The 16,224-nt window shown below is 64.2% G+C and carries 18 protein-coding genes; 12 read left to right on the forward strand and 6 right to left on the reverse strand.

From position 1 onward, the window contains the following. Positions 1-167 precede the first annotated feature (167 nt). From QZ564_RS05330 to QZ564_RS05355, 6 genes are all read left to right on the forward strand, one after another. Positions 168-1,037, forward strand: a complete 870-nt coding sequence (locus QZ564_RS05330; protein ID WP_297105816.1) for a LysR family transcriptional regulator — start codon at positions 168-170, stop codon at positions 1,035-1,037. 90 nt (positions 1,038-1,127) lie between these two features. Beyond that, a complete protein-coding gene (locus QZ564_RS05335) occupies positions 1,128-1,685 on the forward strand; it encodes a hypothetical protein (protein WP_297105819.1) in 558 nt (185 codons plus the stop codon). Between the two features lie 111 nt (positions 1,686-1,796). Continuing rightward, positions 1,797-2,969: an MFS transporter gene (locus tag QZ564_RS05340; RefSeq protein ID WP_297105822.1), complete on the forward strand. Its 1,173-nt coding sequence runs from the start codon at positions 1,797-1,799 to the stop codon at positions 2,967-2,969. Next, on the forward strand, positions 2,966-4,159 hold the full coding sequence (locus tag QZ564_RS05345; protein WP_297105825.1) for an MFS transporter: 1,194 nt from the start codon (positions 2,966-2,968) through the stop codon (positions 4,157-4,159). Before QZ564_RS05340 ends, QZ564_RS05345 begins: the two co-directional genes overlap by 4 nt. Continuing rightward, a complete protein-coding gene (locus QZ564_RS05350; protein ID WP_297105828.1) occupies positions 4,152-4,616 on the forward strand; it encodes an MmcB family DNA repair protein in 465 nt (154 codons plus the stop codon). The genes QZ564_RS05345 and QZ564_RS05350 overlap by 8 nt, the downstream gene beginning before the upstream one ends. Before the next feature lie 44 nt (positions 4,617-4,660). Beyond that, positions 4,661-5,800 carry an MFS transporter gene (locus tag QZ564_RS05355; protein WP_297105831.1) on the forward strand — a complete coding sequence of 380 codons (1,140 nt, stop codon included), beginning with the start codon at positions 4,661-4,663 and terminating at the stop codon, positions 5,798-5,800. 51 nt (positions 5,801-5,851) lie between these two features. Here QZ564_RS05355 and truB read toward each other — a convergent pair whose 3' ends face one another. From truB to QZ564_RS05375, 4 genes are all read right to left on the reverse strand, one after another. Beyond that, entirely contained in the window at positions 5,852-6,760 is a 909-nt protein-coding gene (truB, locus tag QZ564_RS05360) for a tRNA pseudouridine(55) synthase TruB (RefSeq protein WP_297105834.1), read from the reverse strand. Between the two features lie 2 nt (positions 6,761-6,762). After that, entirely contained in the window at positions 6,763-7,176 is a 414-nt protein-coding gene (gene rbfA, locus QZ564_RS05365; RefSeq protein ID WP_297105837.1) for a 30S ribosome-binding factor RbfA, read from the reverse strand. Between the two features lie 53 nt (positions 7,177-7,229). Continuing rightward, entirely contained in the window at positions 7,230-7,895 is a 666-nt protein-coding gene (locus QZ564_RS05370; protein ID WP_297105840.1) for a hypothetical protein, read from the reverse strand. Between the two features lie 150 nt (positions 7,896-8,045). Further along, the gene (locus tag QZ564_RS05375; protein WP_297106014.1) at positions 8,046-9,065 is read right to left on the reverse strand and encodes a D-glycerate dehydrogenase; all 1,020 of its coding nucleotides are present in this window, start codon (positions 9,063-9,065) and stop codon (positions 8,046-8,048) included. A 113-nt stretch (positions 9,066-9,178) separates the two neighbouring features. Here QZ564_RS05375 and QZ564_RS05380 point away from each other — a divergent pair, with 113 nt between their 5' ends. Continuing rightward, positions 9,179-9,721, forward strand: a complete 543-nt coding sequence (locus tag QZ564_RS05380; protein ID WP_297105843.1) for an SH3 domain-containing protein — start codon at positions 9,179-9,181, stop codon at positions 9,719-9,721. Here the strand turns inward: QZ564_RS05380 and QZ564_RS05385 are convergent. Next, positions 9,718-10,515 (reverse strand): siderophore ferric iron reductase, encoded by a 798-nt coding sequence (locus tag QZ564_RS05385; RefSeq protein WP_297105846.1) that lies wholly within the window; start codon positions 10,513-10,515, stop codon positions 9,718-9,720. The two genes, QZ564_RS05380 and QZ564_RS05385, sit on opposite strands and share 4 nt — an antisense overlap. A 178-nt stretch (positions 10,516-10,693) precedes the next feature. Here QZ564_RS05385 and QZ564_RS05390 point away from each other — a divergent pair, with 178 nt between their 5' ends. From QZ564_RS05390 to QZ564_RS05400, 3 genes are all read left to right on the forward strand, one after another. After that, the gene (locus QZ564_RS05390; RefSeq protein WP_297105849.1) at positions 10,694-11,122 is read left to right on the forward strand and encodes a TadE/TadG family type IV pilus assembly protein; all 429 of its coding nucleotides are present in this window, start codon (positions 10,694-10,696) and stop codon (positions 11,120-11,122) included. Beyond that, a complete protein-coding gene (locus QZ564_RS05395) occupies positions 11,119-12,759 on the forward strand; it encodes a TadG family pilus assembly protein (RefSeq protein ID WP_297105853.1) in 1,641 nt (546 codons plus the stop codon). The genes QZ564_RS05390 and QZ564_RS05395 overlap by 4 nt, the downstream gene beginning before the upstream one ends. A gap of 119 nt (positions 12,760-12,878) precedes the next feature. Then, positions 12,879-14,006, forward strand: coding sequence for a Gfo/Idh/MocA family oxidoreductase (locus tag QZ564_RS05400; protein WP_297105857.1), 1,128 nt, complete (start codon positions 12,879-12,881; stop codon positions 14,004-14,006). Positions 14,007-14,072: 66 nt separating this feature from the next. Here the strand turns inward: QZ564_RS05400 and QZ564_RS05405 are convergent, their stop codons facing one another. Further along, positions 14,073-14,678: a hypothetical protein gene (locus QZ564_RS05405; RefSeq protein WP_297105860.1), complete on the reverse strand. Its 606-nt coding sequence runs from the start codon at positions 14,676-14,678 to the stop codon at positions 14,073-14,075. A 111-nt stretch (positions 14,679-14,789) separates the two neighbouring features. On the opposite strand from QZ564_RS05405, the gene QZ564_RS05410 reads away from it, so the two are divergent. Continuing rightward, positions 14,790-15,227, forward strand: a complete 438-nt coding sequence (locus QZ564_RS05410) for an Rrf2 family transcriptional regulator (RefSeq protein WP_297105863.1) — start codon at positions 14,790-14,792, stop codon at positions 15,225-15,227. A 79-nt stretch (positions 15,228-15,306) separates the two neighbouring features. Beyond that, positions 15,307-16,197 (forward strand): NAD(P)/FAD-dependent oxidoreductase, encoded by an 891-nt coding sequence (locus QZ564_RS05415; protein WP_297105866.1) that lies wholly within the window; start codon positions 15,307-15,309, stop codon positions 16,195-16,197. Positions 16,198-16,224: the final 27 nt, after the last annotated feature.

Here is a 16,224-nt window from a genome sequence, read left to right on the forward strand (position 1 = left end):
AAGCTCGGGGCAGCCAGATGGGCTCACGCACCACGGCGTGTGCGTTGCAACAATAAAATGTCTGGCTGCGGGCTTCAGGCGCCATTGCGCCCTACATCCGAAGCATTGCGCATTTTCAGGCTGTTGCGCTACAGTCTGAACTGCAAGAAGTATTTCAAGAATGAAAAATGGATTTCTCCTGGGATGATCTTCGCCTCTTTCTGGACGTGGCGCGGCTGGGCGGTCTGAGCGCTGCGACCCAGACCACGGGCCTCTCTGCGGCCACGCTCGGGCGGCGGGTCACCAGCCTGGAGCGGCAGCTGGGCGAGCCGCTGTTTGTGCGCAGTCAATCCGGCTATGCCCTCACCCCCGCCGGGGAAGAATTGCTGCTCCGTGCTGAAGAGGTGGAAGCGGCCATGCTGTCGCTGAAACGCTGGAAGGATGGCGCCATTGGCGAGCGCGTGGTGCGGGTGTCGGCGGGGCCCTGGACCTCGGCCTTTCTTGCCCGTCACATCGGCGCGATATGGACGGCCAGCGACCGCTTCGGTCTGGAACTGGTGACCGCTAGCCACAAGGTCGATATCGGCCGCCGACACGCCGATATCGGCATCCGCAATGCCCGGCCCACCGAGCAATGGCTGGCGGGACGCCTGATCGGCAAGGTCGCCTATGGGCTCTATGCGCGGCCCGAACTGATCAGCGGCGTTGCTGCGGGTTACTTCGTCGGGGTGGCGGGCGAGGCCAGCCAGACCCATTCGGCCCGCTGGCTCCATGCCCGCCATGGCGACCGCATCGCCACGCGCGGCAATGATGCCATGAGCGTGCTCGAACTGGTCGCGGCGGGCGCGGGCATGTCGGTCTTTCCATGCTTTGTCGGTGACGCCGATCCGCGCATCGACCGCATGGCGGGCACCATTGCCGAGCTCGAGACCGAGCAATGGTTGGTCTGCCATCATGAAGAGCGCCATGCCCCCGCCGTCCGCACCGTAACCGAACGCATCGCTGCGCTGATGCGCCAATATGCACCGCTGTTTCGCGGCGAGAGCCTTGCTGCATAAACTCTTGCAGAAATATCGCGCATTAGAAGTATGTTAGCCGGTTCGCACTAGTATTCGCGCCGGACGCAGAAAATAATCGGAAGCGATGCCATGCGCGCATACGCCTATGTCGTAGGCCCTGAGAGTGGTCCTGGAGCCGCGCTGCTCGACGTCGCGCGCGGGCTGGGATTTGCCGGCGTTTCCCAGTTCTCCACCATCGCCCAGGCCGAGCAGCAGACCCAGATCACCCCTGTATGCTTCTTCCTTTTCGCGGCCACCGAAAATCTCCAGAGCCTGCGCGGGGTCGCCGATGCAGTCCGTTTCAGCACCATGCGGCGCCTGCGCTTTTCGCCACTGATCTATTTTGCCGAAAGCCCTTCGGTCGAGGCCATCACAGCCTGCCTCAACATGGGCTTTGATGACATCATCACGATGCCCTTTACCCGCAAGCGGGTGTTGGAGCGGGTTGCCCGGCAGGTGGGACAGAACCTGGTTTATTTCGAGACACCGAGCTATTTCGGCCCCGACCGGCGCGGTCGCACCGGGTCCCAGCCGCGTGCCGCTGGCGAGCGCGGTGCCAGCCAATACCGCCGGCTGGAAATCGTCCGCAACCTGATGAGCGGCATCAATGTGGTGCGCGACGATCATTTCGCGCCGGCTGCTGTGTGACTGGAATGCAAACGTTGCAATAAAGCGTTCCCGGGTGGCTCGCGGCTATTCTCTTGCTTTGCGAAATGGCCTAGCTTCGCTTCAACGACCTTCCTTGAGCACTTTACCAAAATGCGATTCGGCCTTGCGCTGCCGCCCCAGATCAAGGTCTTCGGGGCCTTCTTTGTTTATTCGTTCTGCATGGGCTCCATGTTCCCGCGCCTGCCCGACATCCAGCATGCCATGGGCGTGGGGGAGGGACAGCTCGGCCTGGCACTGATCGGCTCGGCCGTCGGCACCCTGATCTCGCTGACCTTTGCCGGCCGCTTCATCGAGGCGGTGGGTTATCGCCGGGTTTTGCTGGCCGCCATTCCCTTGCTGGCCGTGCTCTATGCCGCCGCGGTCTGGGCCAGCGGCCCGCTAATGTTCTTTCTCTTGCTGGTGCCGGTGGGTCTGACCATCGGCTGCATCGAGGTGATCATCAATATCGAGGCCGACCGTGTCGAACATGCCATCGGCCGGCGCATCATGAGCCGCGCCCACGCCTTTTGGAGCCTGGGGTTTTTCTCGGCCGGCATGGTCGGCGCGCTGATTGCCCAAACCGGATTGTCACCGCAATTGCACCTGCTGATCATGATCCCGGTCGTGCTGGCCGCGACCCTGGTCGTACTCGGCCAGTTCCAGCCTGCCGCACACCGCGCGGGCTCGAGCACCGATGAAACCCCGCGCCTCGCCAAGCCCACGCTGCCGATCATGGCGCTGGTGGCGGTCTGCCTTTCCGCCATGCTGATGGAGGGCGCCGGCATTGATTGGTCCGCCATTTACATGCGCGACATCTTTGCCGCCGAACCCTTCTGGGCCGGTTTCGCCGTCGCGGTCGTGGCCGGCTCGCAGGCATTCGCCCGCTTCTTTGCCGATGGTTTCGTGGACCGCTTCGGCCCGGTCACGGTTGCCCGCGTGCTGCTGACCATTCTGGGTGGCGGGGTGCTGCTGGCCTTTCTCGCGCCCTCGGCCCTCCTCGCCTATTGCGGTTTCGCCATGATCGGCTTCGGCTCGAGCGCCCTGTTTCCGCTGGCCATGTCCGCCGCTGCCCAGCAGACTGACCGCCCCGCCGCCATCAATGTGGCAGCTCTGGCGCAATTCTCCTTCACCGCCTTCCTGCTCGGACCGCCGCTCCTGGGCCTGATCGCCGAACATTTCGGCATTCAGTGGACCTTCGGCGTTGGCTTCCCGCTGGTGCTGCTCGGCCTGGCCACCGCCCATGTGCTGGCGCCGCGCCCGATCATCAAGACGGTGACACCGTGATCATCGCTCCACAGCACCGCATCTATGCCTGCTTCTTTTTCTTCGCGGTCACCACCGGCGCGTTGATGGCCCGTCTGCCCGACATCCAGACCCATCTGGGTGTCAGCGAGGGTCAATTGGGCCTGACCATGATCGGCATGTCGATCGGCTCGCTGATCGCCTTGACCGTGGGGGCTCCGATCATCGAGAGGCTGGGCTTTCGGACCACGGCCTTCTTCACCACGCTCGGTCCGGCGCTGTTGTTTGCCGTCATCCCCTGGCTGGGGGCCGCCCCGGCCGTTTTCGCAGTACTGTTTGCGGCAGGGTTGCTGGCGGGAGCGCTGGAGATCAACCTCAATGTCGAGATCGATCGGCTCGAAGCGCAGACCGGCAAGCGCTATATGAACCGCGCGCACGGGTTCTGGAGCGTGGGCTTTTTCGTCACTGCGCTGTTCGGCGCCATGATCCGACAATCCGGTCTGCCGGCGGGCTGGCACATGGCCATCATCGCCATGTTGGTCGTGCTGGTGGGTGGCTGGCTCATTCTGGGCGCCTCCACCGCCCCCCGGCGTCCCGGCGAGCATGCCGGGGAAGGCGGGCACAGCTTGGCCTTTCCCACCATTGGCCTGCTGCCGCTCTGCCTCATCGGCTTTGCCGCCTTCCTGGTCGAAGGGGCCGGCATTGACTGGTCCGCCATCTATATGCGCGACGTCTTTGCCGTCGAACCGATCATCGGCGGCATGGGACTGACCCTCTTTGCCTTCTGCATGGCGGTGATGCGGCTGTCCGCCGATCCCATCGTCTCCCGCTATGGCCCGCGCGCGGTTGCCATGGTCATGCTCAGCTTCGCCAGCCTTGGGGCGCTGCTGGTTGGTACGGCGCCGACACCGGCCCTGGCCCTGCTCGGCTTTGCCCTGATGGGAGCGGGATGTTCGGCAGTCTATCCACTGGCCGTTTCCGCCGCCGCGCAGCGTACTGATCGCCCCTCAGCGGTCAATGTGGCCGCCATCGGCCAGGTCAGTTTTGTGGTCTTCTTCCTGGCCCCGCCACTGCTCGGCTTCGTCGCCGAGTTCGTCAATATCCGCGCCTCTTACCTTATCTGCCTGCCATTGCTGCTGGCCGGCCTATGGGCATCAAGCTTTGCGCTGGGCGAGAAAAAGCTTGATACTCCACCAGGCCTGCCCGCAGAACCGCTCGGACCCAATGGCTGACCTGCCCCCCATCGTCGACCTTCGTCAATCGGCAACTGCGCTGCGGGTGCAGCGCGGGGTCATGCGCATGCTGCGCGAGCGCCACGATATGGCCTGCTATGCCGAAGTGCCGCTGGCCAATGGCCGCCGCGCCGATGTGCTCGCCGTCGGTCCCAAGGGGGAAATCTGGATCGTCGAAATCAAGTCGAGCCTCATCGATTTTCAGGTCGATCGCAAATGGCCCGAATATCGGGAATTCTCCGACAAGTTCTTCTTTGCCAAGCCGCCTGAGCTGGACGCGGATATCTTTCCCCAAAGCGAGGGACTGATCGTAGCCGACGGGCATGACGGCGCTATTCTGCGCGACAGCCCCGATACCCCCCTGGCGCCTGCACGCCGCAAGGCGCTCATGCTCAAGCTCGCCCGCATGGGTGCCGACCGCATCCACGTGCTCATGGACCCCGGACCAAAAGCGTGAGGGACATTCTTCCCTCAACCCCGACAACGGTTTAAGCCCACATCATGCTTTCCACCAATTGGCGCATTATTGCGCTCTTCTTCACCCATGCTCTGGCCGCCGGCGCCATCCACACCCGCATTCCGGACCTGCAACAGCTGATTGGCCTCACCGAGGGCCAACTCGGCCTGGTCCTGATCGGACAACCGCTGGGCGCGCTCTCGATGTTCCTGTTTTCCAGCGCCCTCGTCGAGCGTTTCGGGCCGCGTCGCGTGATCCTCGCGCTGCTGCCAGTCGTGGTCATCACTGCAGCCTTGGCCACCATTCTGCTCAACCCGATTGCCCTGTTCGTACTGCTCGCCCTCAATGGCGTCGGCTTTTCGCTCACCAATATCGCCATGAATGTCGAGGCCGACCGGGTCGAAGCGGCCACTTCGGCCCGGGTGATGAACACCTGCCACGGCGCCTGGAGCCTTGGCTTCCTGCTCACCTCGCTGCTCGGCGCCGCGTTGCGCGGCCTGCATGTTACCCCCGCCGTTCATCTCTGGGCGCTGGCGCCGCTCCTGATCGGGCTGATCTATTTCGTGGTCCTGCCCATGCCCAATATGCCGCCGCGCGCCCATGCCGGTGGCGCGGCGAAAAAGCTGGCCTGGCCGACCTGGGCCACCATGGGGCTGGTGGCCTTCGGTCTGGGCGCCGCGCTGACCGAAGGAGCGTCGCGCGCCTGGTCGATCATCTATCTGCGCGACACCTTCGATGTCGCGCCCTTCATCGAGTCGCTGGCTCTTCCGGCGCTGCTTTTTGCTATGGCCGGCGGCCGGCTGGTCGCCGACCGCTTCATCGACCGCTTTGGTCCGGTGCGCGTGGCGCGCAGTCTCTCCGCATTGGCCGTACTGGGCATGCTGGCCATTGTCCTGGCCCCCAATGCCTATGTGGCTCTCGCCGGGTTCCTGGCCGTGGGAATCGGCATCTGCGTACTCTTCCCGCTGACGCTCTCTGCGGCGGCACGGTTGGGAGATCGCCCCGCTTCACAGAACGTCGCGGCCACCACGCTGATCTTTCAGCTGGTCAATCTGGGCGCGCCCGTCCTCATCGGCGGCGTCGCCCAGGGCTTTGGCGTGCGCATGGCCTTCGCCATGCTCATTCCATTGCTTGTGCTGACCTTCGCTATGGCGGGGCAGCTCCGCGCAAAGGCGGAGCCATAGTCCCTGACGCTGCCGTATCGCCCCTCGCCCTTTGGGTATGAGGCGAATTACCTAGAGATTAAACACCCGGCCCGGCTTGAACTGGCCAAACTCCACATGGCCGGTGGCCAGCACCTTGCCTTTGAAGCTCACCCAGCACTCGTCCAGGGATACCGGGGCGCCAGCGCCGGTCAGCAGCACCGGATTGCCATGGCTGACGGCATTGGCCTGGCCGGCATCGAGCCGGATTTCCTCGATTTCGGCAAGGCCGGCCGACACCGGCTTGAGCAGCCTGTCGCGCGCCTCTCCGGCCTCTGCCCCTTCAAGCGCCTCCAGCGTGATGGCGTCGGCATCGGTGAAGGGGCCGACGGCAGCGCGATGCAGCTTGGTGACATGCCCCACAGTGCCCAGCGCCTCGGCAATGTCGCGCGCCAAAGCCCGCACATAGGTGCCCTTGCCGCATGTCACCTCCAGCACGCTTTCCTCGGCTCCGTGCGAGACCAGCGCGATGGCGTCGATGTCGATCGGTCGCGCCGCCAGCTCCACCTTTTCCCCGGCGCGCGCCAGATCATAGGCGCGCTCGCCATCCACCTTGATGGCGGAGAAGGCCGGCGGACGCTGCATGATCGTGCCGGTAAAACGCGGCAGCACGGCTTCAAGGGCCGCCTGGTCGGGCCGCACGTCAGAAGTCGCGATCACCTCACCCTCGGTATCATCGGTGGTGGTGGCTTTACCCCAACCAATGGTGAACCGATAGATTTTGATGCCGTCCTGCACCTGCGGCACCGCCTTGGTGGCTTCGCCCAGGGCAATGGGCAATATGCCCGTGGCCAGCGGGTCAAGCGTACCGGCATGACCGGCCTTGGCGGCGTTCAGCAACCAGCGCACCTTGCCCACCGCCTGGGTAGAGGTAAAATCATATGGTTTGTTGAGCACGATCCATCCGGAGATGGCGCGCTTCTTGGACTTTTGCTGGCTCAAGGTCAGTCTTCGCTATTGTGGTCGCTGTCGTCTTCGAGATCGCGGCGTACCCGGTCCGAGCGCAGCAGTGCATCGATCCGTCCGGCCTCCTCGAAGGTGTCGTCCACGAAGAAACGGATCTCCGGGGCATATTTGAGGTCAATCTGCGGGGCCACCCGTCCGCGGATGAACTTGCGGTGCCGGTTGAGCGCCGCCACGATCTCTTCGGCATGCGTACCGCCGAGCGGCATTACATAGGCATTGGCGATCTTGAGGTCGGGTGTCATGCGCACTTCGGGCACGGTCACCACCGCACCCGCCAGGGCCTCGTCCTCGATTTCGCCGCGGGCAAACAGCGCCGCCAGGGCATGGCGTACCAGTTCACCCACGCGCAGCATGCGCTGGCTCGGGCCAGCGGGCTTGTGGTCTTTTCTCATGGGCAAGCGGCTTATGCCCTCCCGGGCCCGCCGTCAATCCGGCAGCCTACCGCTCAGTCCAGCGCCGTCAGCGTCACCTCAGCCTTGAGCTGCGCCATGCGGGTTTCCACCGTTTCGGCATCGCCCGGCCACTCCTGCGGCTTGGAGGCGTCAAACGCCTCCCCGCGCCACTCCTGATAGACCATGCCAAGGCCGTTGGCTGATTTGTAGAAACCCATGACCATGACCTCGCCCTGTCCGGCGAAGTCGGTAAAGGCATCGAGATAGGCGCCACAGACATAGCCCAGCGGCGGCAGGATTTCCCCTTCGTCCGGTTCCAGCTGGAACAGGGCCACAGTGTCCGGGTCGCAGGACTGGGCATAGACATTGACCACCACGGCGCGGAAGTCGCTAAGCGTCATGCTTGCCTGGTTGCTGACCCGGGCGCCATAGAGCGTGGACCAGAAGGCTTCGCCCTCGCCGCGCTTGTAGATTTCCAGATGCGCCTGGCCACTTTCCTCAAGGAAGCGGGTCGAGACCAGCTCTCCGAGCGCCCCGGCCTCTATGTCTGCGGGGACCCAGTCGGGTTGGGGCAGGACCAGGCGCTGTCCAAGCGTGTCGAGCACCAATTGGCCATTTTCATAGGCAAAGGGCAGCGTGCCGCCGGCCTGTGCCCAGGCTGGAACAGGGGCTAGGCATAGTGCCAGCAGAACAGACGCGGCTTTACTCGACCAAGGCACGGGCTTCTCCTGACCCCCGGAAAATCGCATGCCGCGGCCATGCGCCCATCGCCCCGACAATGTGACGATTAGGGGGCGGGCGCCCGCCACGCAAGCTGGACCGGCAGGCCGCGTTCAGATGATTGGCGCGTTGCGGAAATGCTGCAACACTCAGCCCTTGGCCGCGCGCGGCAGGGGGGTGTCGGGCAGCAGGCGATGCGGTGGCTGGTGCCCGTCCATGAAGGCGCGGATATTGACGATGACCGCCTCGCCCATTTCCACTCGCGCCTCCAGCGTGGCCGAGGCCATATGCGCCGTCAGCACCACCTTATTGGCCTCGGCCAGAGCCAACAGGCGCGGATTGATGCCTTGGCGGTTTTCGAACACATCCAGCGCGGCTCCGGCCAGATGGCCGCTTTCCAGCCGCGCGATCAGGGCGGGTTCGTCCAGCAATTCGGGGCGGCTGACATTGACCACATAGGCGCCCGGATTCATGGCATCGAGCCGGTCCGCCGAGAGAATGTGATGGGTCTCCCGCGTCAGCGGCGTATGCAGCGATACGATATCGACCGCCGCCAGCATGGCATCGAGATTGTCCCAATAGCGTGCTTCAAGTGGTGTCTCGATGGCCGGCGGACGCCTGTTGCGGGAATAATAATGGATCGACAATCCCAGGGCACGGGCGCGCTGGGCGACGGCAGTGCCGATCCGGCCCATGCCCACTATGCCCAGGGCCTTGCCACGCAGGCGATGCCCCAGCATTGAGGTCGGGGACCAGCCGGCCCAGGCCCGGTCACGCAGCAGCATCTGCGTGCCTTCCACCAGCCGTCGCGGCAACGCCAGGATCAGCGCGGTGGCCATATCGGCGGTATCTTCGGTCAGCACTGAGGGGGTATTGGTCACGGTCAGGCCTGCCGCCCAGGCTGCTTCCAGATCGATATTGTCCACGCCATTGCCGAACTGGGCGATCAGCCGCACGCTGGCCGGCAGCCGGGCGATCAGGCCCGCGTCAATCTGGTCGGTAATGGTGGAAACCAGCACATCCTTGCCCTCGAGACCCGCAAGAATGTCCTCCCCGGTCAGGGCGGCATCAGCGTCATTGACGTCGGTCTCGAACAGGGTGGCCATGCGCGCTTCGATGCTCGCGGGCAGGCGTCTCGTCACCAGAATCTTGGGTTTGCTCGATGTCATACGCACCAATGGGAGCCGGCCGGAACGCGGCACAATCGTCGCCTTCAGCGACCATTAAGGATATGCCGCTAGTGATAGGGCAAATCCAACCCGTCTGCAAAGTGATGTTGTTATTGCCCGTTTTCCCGGGTCGCCGCCGCGCTGTTGTCGCCTTTGCGCTGACCTTTCTTGCCGGCGCTTTCGCAGTGCCAGTCCCCGCTCAGGACAATCCCAGCGGCCTGCCTTTGCCGCGCTTCGTCACCACGCGTTCCCATCCGATCAATGTGCGGGTTGGACCCGGCACCCGCTATGAGATCGCCTGGAACTACACGGTCTCCGGTGTGCCGGTCGAGATCATCCAGGAATTCGACACCTGGCGTAAGATCCGCGATGTGGAGGGTGACGAGGGCTGGGTGCACCAAAGTCTGCTCTCGGGCAATCGCGCCGGCTATGCCACCCCGCTCATCGCCAATGGCGAAGTCACCATGCACGCCCAGAAGTCCGAGGATTCGGCGGTGCGTGCCCGCCTTTCGCCGGGGGTCCGCGTTTCCATCAGCGAATGCGACGGGGCATGGTGCAATGTGGCGGCCGGACAGCCGGGGGAACGCCCCGCCTTTTCCGGCTGGGTCCATCAGGCCGAGCTCTGGGGCGTCTATCCGGACGAAGTGTTCGACTAGCCTGCTGCTTCCAGTTCGGCCAGCACGCCGGCGCGCTGGCGCGCCCGTCGCTCCTTTGGGGCGAGCTTGGGGCAGGAATCGCAATAGCTGTCCGGGAAGGCCAGATAGTCCAGGCAGCAGCCCTTGCGGGCAATGATGGCGACCTGTCGTCCATCGTCGAGGTCGATCGTCTCAAGCCCCCCATGGCCGGTCAGGCCCATGGCGGCAAGCCAGAGCTCGCAGTAACGATATTGTTCGGCCAGCGTGGTCTCGGGGCGGAAATGCTTGAGGCGCACGACCAGACCCAGCATGCGGTCCGTCAACAGGCGCAGCGCCGGCACCCGCTTGAGCTTGGTGACCGCGTTGATCTCGGCCAGAACCGCATCGCCCATGGCGCGAAGGTCGCGCCCGGCCAAGTCAATCAGCTCTTCGGTGCTGCCCCGTGCTTGCGGCGCGGGAGGCAGGCGGAAGCCGTTTATGTCGAGGTTTTGCCGCGCCTGGGATAGCCGGGTGACCGCGGGCAGGGCGCCATGCAGATGCACGGCGATGAAGGCGAGATAGGCCGGCTGCCACATCAAGTTGGTCCATAGCCGTACCGCACAAAAGGGCTGGCCCGCCTGCGGATAGGTGACCATGAGCCGTTCGTTCAAGCTCTCGAGAAACGCCCGGTTGTCCTGACCCAGCGTGTGCCAGCCCGGCAAGTGCCCACCCGGCGCCCCCTTGAGAAACCCGGTTGCCGTCTCGGCCAGCGCGATGAACCGCGTCAGCGCGGCGCTTTCATCGGACTGGACAAAAAGGAAATTGCGGTTGGCCAAGGCTGCTCCTGCACGCTGCGCCCCCTCCTAGCGCTTTCAACCGGACAAGAAAAGTCATCTTTTGTCGCGGCCTCGGGACCAGCCCGCACCCGCAACACTACTGACCTGCTGCTTTACCCTCGCTTCGCCCGTCCCGGACACACTTGGCCATACCGCGACACCCGCTCCGGAGGCCCGCATGCCCAGGCTAGGCACCGCTTTTTTCAGCGACCGGCACGGCGCGGCCGTCATTGAATTTGCCATTTTGACGCCCGTCTTTCTGCTCATGCTGACCGGCATGCTGGCCTATGGCATCTATTTCGGTGCCGCCCATGCGGTCCAGCAATTGGCAGCGGATGCGGCGCGTACGGCCATTGCCGGGCTAACACAGAACGAGCGCAACGCCCTGGTGGCGAGCTTTCTCGACCGCAATGCCGGCGCCTATATGCTGATCGACCCAGCCCGCCTCAGCCACAGCATCGGCGACAGCCTGGCCGACCCCAATCAATACGAGGTCCGTCTCAGCTACGACGCCTCCCATCTGCCCGTCTGGAACCTCTATCCACCACTGCCCCTGCCCAACAAAACCATCGTCTACGGGGCTACCATCCGGCGAGGCGGACTGTGACCGCCAACACCTTCCGCCGGGACGAGCGTGGCAATATGGCCGTGCTCTTCGCCATCGGTTTTGCAGTGTCCGCCATGGTGTCGGCCGTGGCGGTGGACGCGGCCTCGCTCTATCACGAGCGCCGCATCGTGCAGGCCGGGGTCGACCTGGCGGCTATCTCGGCGGCAACCGATCCCTCCCGGGCCGCCGAGATCGCCCAATCCGTGCTGGCGGGGGCGCAGCTCCTTGCCCCGGCCAGCACGGATGGGCTCACCGTTGTGGCGGGACGTTATGATCCTGCCATCCCGCTTGTCGCGGACCGGTTCATCCCGGGCGCCATGCCCCACAATGCCGTCTCGGTGACCCTGGACCGTCCCGGACAGCTGTTCTTTGCGGCCGGTTTCGCGCCCCCGCCGGTCATTCGTGCCAGCGGCATTGCTGCAGTGACCCCCGAAGTGTCCTTTTCCTTGGGCTCGCGCCTGGCCAGTCTCAATCACGGCCTCGCCAATGCCCTCTTGTCGGGGCTGCTCGGCACGACGGTCTCGTTTTCGGTTCTGGATTATGCCGCGCTGGCTGATGTGCAAATCGAGGCCCTGGCCTTTCTGGACGCCCTGGCGACGCAATTGGGCGTAACGGCGGGCACTTATGACGAGCTGCTGGCCATGGAAGCTGGCACCGGGGCCATCGCCGCTGCCATGGCCGAACTGACTGCAGGCAGTGCCCGGTCGGCCCTGCAATCCCTGGCGGCCGCCGGTTCCGGCGAGACTGTCGCTTTGCACAAGCTGTTGGATCTGGGCCGATTGGGCCGCCTGGAATTGGGTAGTGCGGGCGCCGCCAGTCTCGCCCTTTCGGCCCTGGAAATGCTAACCGCGGCCGCCGTCATGGGCAATGGTGACCGCCAGCTCGCCGTGGCGCTGGGCGCCAGCGTGCCAGGCCTGGTCAGCCTCGCGCTCGATCTGGCCGTTGGTGAACCGGCGCAGGGCGGCGGCTGGTTTGCGCTCGGGCCAACTGGCACCACGCTAAGGACGGCACAGGCGCGCCTCCGCCTGCGCGCCGAATTGCTCGGCGGGCCGGCCTTGCTCGGAGCCGCGGTCAAGCTGCCGCTCTGGCTCGATCTGGCGCCGGCCGAGGCGCGCGCCGAGACTGCGACCTGCCCATCCGGCGTGGCGCCACGCGGCAGTGCCACTATTGCGGTGCGTCCGGGCCTGTTACGGTTTGGTCTGGGACAAATCAGCGATGCCACCCTGGCAGATTTCGGCGTCACCCCTACGGCAAAGTCAGAACGGCTGATCGAAATTCTGCTGCTTCGCGTCACCGGTGCTGCCCTGGTCGAATTGGCGCAGACCAATCCTATTCTCCTCACCTTCTCCTCAGCCGATATCGCGGCTGGTGCCGTCAAGACGGCGCGCACTGAAACGCCGGTGGCCTCCCTGTCCCAGGCGCTGCTCGACGATCTTGAGCTTGTCGTCAATGTCCTGGGGATAGGCCTTTCCTCCCCCCAACTCATCGATCTCGCCGTTCGCAGTCTGCTGGCACCTCTTGCGCCCACGCTCGATCTGACCATCGCCGGTGCATTATCGGCTCTCGGACTGGGCATTGGAGAGGCTGATGTGCGTGTCTATGGTGTGCGCTGTGATCGCGCGGCGCTCGTCGGTTGACACCATTTTCCCCTTGACGACCGGTCTGACATTGAGCCCTCACAATTTTGTCGAGCCCACTTCCGACTCTGCCGAGCCCGGTTTAGGCTGAGGCACGTACATCTGGGAGGACTGCGCATATGAGCGCCAAGCGCCTCGGTATCGGCTTTATCGGTACCGGCAATATTTCATCGGCCTATCTCAAGGCCATTCTGGGCAAGGACGGGCTGCCAGGTTTCGGCGTATTGGACGTCAAAGCGTTGTCCGACATGCGGGCCGAGGCCGCCAGTGCCCGCGCGGCCGAATTCGGCCTCAAGGCGATGAGCGTCGATGACATGCTCGCCGATCCCGAAATTGACCTTGTCGTCAACCTCACCATTCCGCGTGCCCATGTCGATGTGGGCCTCAAATGCCTTGCCGCGGGCAAGCATGTCTATTCGGAAAAGCCCCTCGGCATCACCTTTGCCGAGGGCCGGAAACTGCTCGATGCCGCCAAGGCCGCGGGGCTGCGCATTGGCTCGGCTCCGGACACCTTTCTGGGTGGCGCGCATCAGCAGGCCCGCGCCATTGTCGATAGCGGTGCGCTCGGCCAACTGGTCGGCGGCACTGCCTTCATGCAGTGTCCCGGCCACGAAAGCTGGCACCCCGACCCCGCCTTCTACTACGACATCGGCGGTGGCCCGATGCTCGACATGGGGCCTTATTACATCACCGACCTTGTCAATCTCCTGGGACCCGTCGCCAAGGTGTCGGCCATGTCCTCCCGCCTGCGGACCGTACGCACCATTACCTCGGAGCCCAAAAAAGGGCAGACCATGCCGGTGCATATCGACACGCATGTCACCGGCACGCTGGGCTTTGCCAATGGCGCCATCGTGCAGATTGCCATGAGCTTCGACGTGGCCGCCCACAAGCACGTGCCGCTCGAACTCTATGGTACCGAGCAGAGCCTGATCATCCCCGATCCCAATTTCTTCGGTGGCGTGGTTGAAATGCGCAAGCTGGGCCGCGACCAAGCCTGGACGGAGGTCCCCGTCACTGCGGCCTATGCCGATGGCAATTACCGCTCGCTCGGCGTTGCCGACATGGCCGCCGCCATTCTGGAAGGCCGTCCGCATCGCGCCAATGGCGACCTGGCCTTGCATGTGCTGGAGGTCATGGAGGCCTTCGAGACGGCTGCCCGCGAGGAACGCGTCGTCGAAATCAAGACCCCGGTCAGCCGCCCGGCGCCGCTGGCGGACAGCCTGAAGAATGGAAAGCTGGGATAGGCCGCTCGTCCAATACCGAACCGCTCCCGGCCCAACACCGGGGGCGGCAATACCGAACTTAAGGCGCTACCAGTACCAGCCCAGGGCGTCGGCCGCCTCCTTGTCGAAATAAAGGGTCACCAGCGCATCATTGGCTGGGTCGGTTTTCCCATCCATATAGTGCCGCTGCAGCAGCGTCACCGTCTCGGCGCTCTTGTCCTGGTGCTGGTAGAGATAGTCGAAGCAGTCATCGTCATCCTCGGGCGTGACCACGCCGTAGATTTCCTCTTTCAGCGCCGCCAGATCCCGCCCCTCGATGGCCGTACCGTCTTCACGGCCAAAGGCCCGCACTGTCGGCACCCAGTCGCTGCCCGCTTCGCAGATATAGCGGTTGTCCTTGAACACCCCCTGATCGACAAAGGAAATGTCGATGTCCTCGCTCCATGGATTGGAGATCTCATAGACCGCGCCGGTTTCGCTCACCGACAGGTAAATGTCCGACCAGGCGCAATTGCCCTCCTGCTCATTGTAGCACCAGCGTTCAGCGCCCATCATCAGCACCGCGACGTCACTGATTTCCATCAGCTTGCCCGCCTTCATGCGATCGATGACGGCCTGGCTGGCCGCGTCCTGCGCCAGACCGGGCGCCACGGAAATGCCCCACAGCGCAAGCAGAAGTGCCGGAAAACGCATGCAATCCTCCCGTCTTCGAACCCGCTCACCCTAGCGCGCCGGTGAACGCCAGCATAGGGCCCAGGGACAGGCGCTCTTGACAGGCCTCCATAATGTAACAATAAAAGTTACATGAAACGTTCAAGCCGTCTTTCCATCGCCCTGCACGCCTTGGTGCACCTTTATGCCCAGCCCGGCAAGCAACTCACGTCGGCTGCGCTCGCCACCTGCCTGATGACCAATCCCGTGGTCGTGCGCCGCATATTGGGGGAACTTCGCCAGGCTGGCATCGTTGCGGCCAGCAAGGGGCCCAGTGGCGGCTGGATGCTGAGCCGCCCCGCCGAAGAGATTACGTTACGGCAGATCTATGAGGCGATGGGCGAGCGGCTGTTGATCCGCACCGAAAGCGATCCGGGTGACGTCACTTGCGCCATCGTGCGCTCGGTCGACCGGGTCATGAACGAGTTTCTCGATGATGCCGAGGCTCTCCTGGCCGCCAGGCTGCAGCGTGTTCGCCTTAGCGACATCGCCACAAACGCCGCCCAGGCGGGCTTTCCGCGCCTGGACTGAAAATTCAACCCCGAGCGGGCTCGTGCCGTTGCCATGTCCTGGCAGCGATCAATGCCGCTCGCCCGAAAAGGATCAAGATATGCAGGATGTCATCATCGTCGGCGGCAGCTTCGCCGGACTTACCGCCGCCATGCAGCTGGGCCGCGCCCGGCGCAAGGTGACCGTGCTCGATACCGGCCGCAACCGCAATCGCTACGCCAGTCATGCCCATAACATTCTGGGCCATGACGGTGTCCCGCCGGGCGAGTTGCTCGACGCCGCCCGCAAGCAGGTTCTGGGTTATCCCACGGTTGACCTGATCGAGGCCAAGGCCATCGATGTCTCCGGGGAGCCCGACAATTTCGCAGTGGCAACGGATGGAGGAGATACCATCAACGCTCGTCGCCTGATCCTGAGCTACGGCATCGCCGACGAATTTCCCGACATTCCCGGCTTTGTCGACTGCTGGGGCAAGACCGTCATTCACTGTCCCTTCTGTCACGGCTATGAGGTGGCGGACAAACGCTGGGGCCTGCTCTATTCCTCCCCCATGTCACTGCACGGTCCGGCGCTCTATGCCAACTGGACCGACGACATCACCCTCGTCCTTGATGGACACCACATCATTGAGGAGGAACGGCATAAGCTGGACAGGCGCGGTGTCAGGATTGTGGATGGCCGGCTCGCTGCCATCCACCACAATGGTGGGCAGGTGACGGGCATCACGCTGGATGATGGCACCGAATTGGGCCTGGACGCCCTCTACGCCCACCCGCGCAACCGGCCTTCGTCCGATCTGCACACCCGGCTGGGTCTGGAGATGAAGGACACGCCCACCGGCACCATGATCACCGTCGGCGATATGCAGGCGACCTCCCGCCCCGGCATCTATGCCGCCGGCGACCTCGCCATGGCCATGCATTCGGTGACCTTCGCCACCAATTCGGGCTCCCTGGCCGCCATGGGGGCGCTGCAATCAATGCTGCTGTGAGGGGTGAGATCTGGCGGCGTCCACCAG

It is taken from the genome of uncultured Devosia sp., assembly GCF_913055165.1.
GTDB lineage: Bacteria > Pseudomonadota > Alphaproteobacteria > Rhizobiales > Devosiaceae > Devosia.

Coding starts and splice junctions, on each gene's coding strand:
- QZ564_RS05415 (WP_297105866.1), top strand. CDS start 15,307: ATGCAGGATGTCATCATCGTCGGCGGCAGCTTCGCCGGACTTACCGCC.
- QZ564_RS05400 (WP_297105857.1), top strand. CDS start 12,879: ATGAGCGCCAAGCGCCTCGGTATCGGCTTTATCGGTACCGGCAATATT.
- QZ564_RS05330 (WP_297105816.1), top strand. CDS start 168: ATGGATTTCTCCTGGGATGATCTTCGCCTCTTTCTGGACGTGGCGCGG.
- QZ564_RS05410 (WP_297105863.1), top strand. CDS start 14,790: ATGAAACGTTCAAGCCGTCTTTCCATCGCCCTGCACGCCTTGGTGCAC.
- QZ564_RS05340 (WP_297105822.1), top strand. CDS start 1,797: ATGCGATTCGGCCTTGCGCTGCCGCCCCAGATCAAGGTCTTCGGGGCC.
- QZ564_RS05375 (WP_297106014.1), bottom strand. CDS start 9,065: ATGACATCGAGCAAACCCAAGATTCTGGTGACGAGACGCCTGCCCGCG.
- QZ564_RS05350 (WP_297105828.1), top strand. CDS start 4,152: ATGGCTGACCTGCCCCCCATCGTCGACCTTCGTCAATCGGCAACTGCG.
- rbfA (WP_297105837.1), bottom strand. CDS start 7,176: ATGAGAAAAGACCACAAGCCCGCTGGCCCGAGCCAGCGCATGCTGCGC.
- QZ564_RS05405 (WP_297105860.1), bottom strand. CDS start 14,678: ATGCGTTTTCCGGCACTTCTGCTTGCGCTGTGGGGCATTTCCGTGGCG.
- QZ564_RS05355 (WP_297105831.1), top strand. CDS start 4,661: ATGCTTTCCACCAATTGGCGCATTATTGCGCTCTTCTTCACCCATGCT.
- QZ564_RS05390 (WP_297105849.1), top strand. CDS start 10,694: ATGCCCAGGCTAGGCACCGCTTTTTTCAGCGACCGGCACGGCGCGGCC.
- QZ564_RS05335 (WP_297105819.1), top strand. CDS start 1,128: ATGCGCGCATACGCCTATGTCGTAGGCCCTGAGAGTGGTCCTGGAGCC.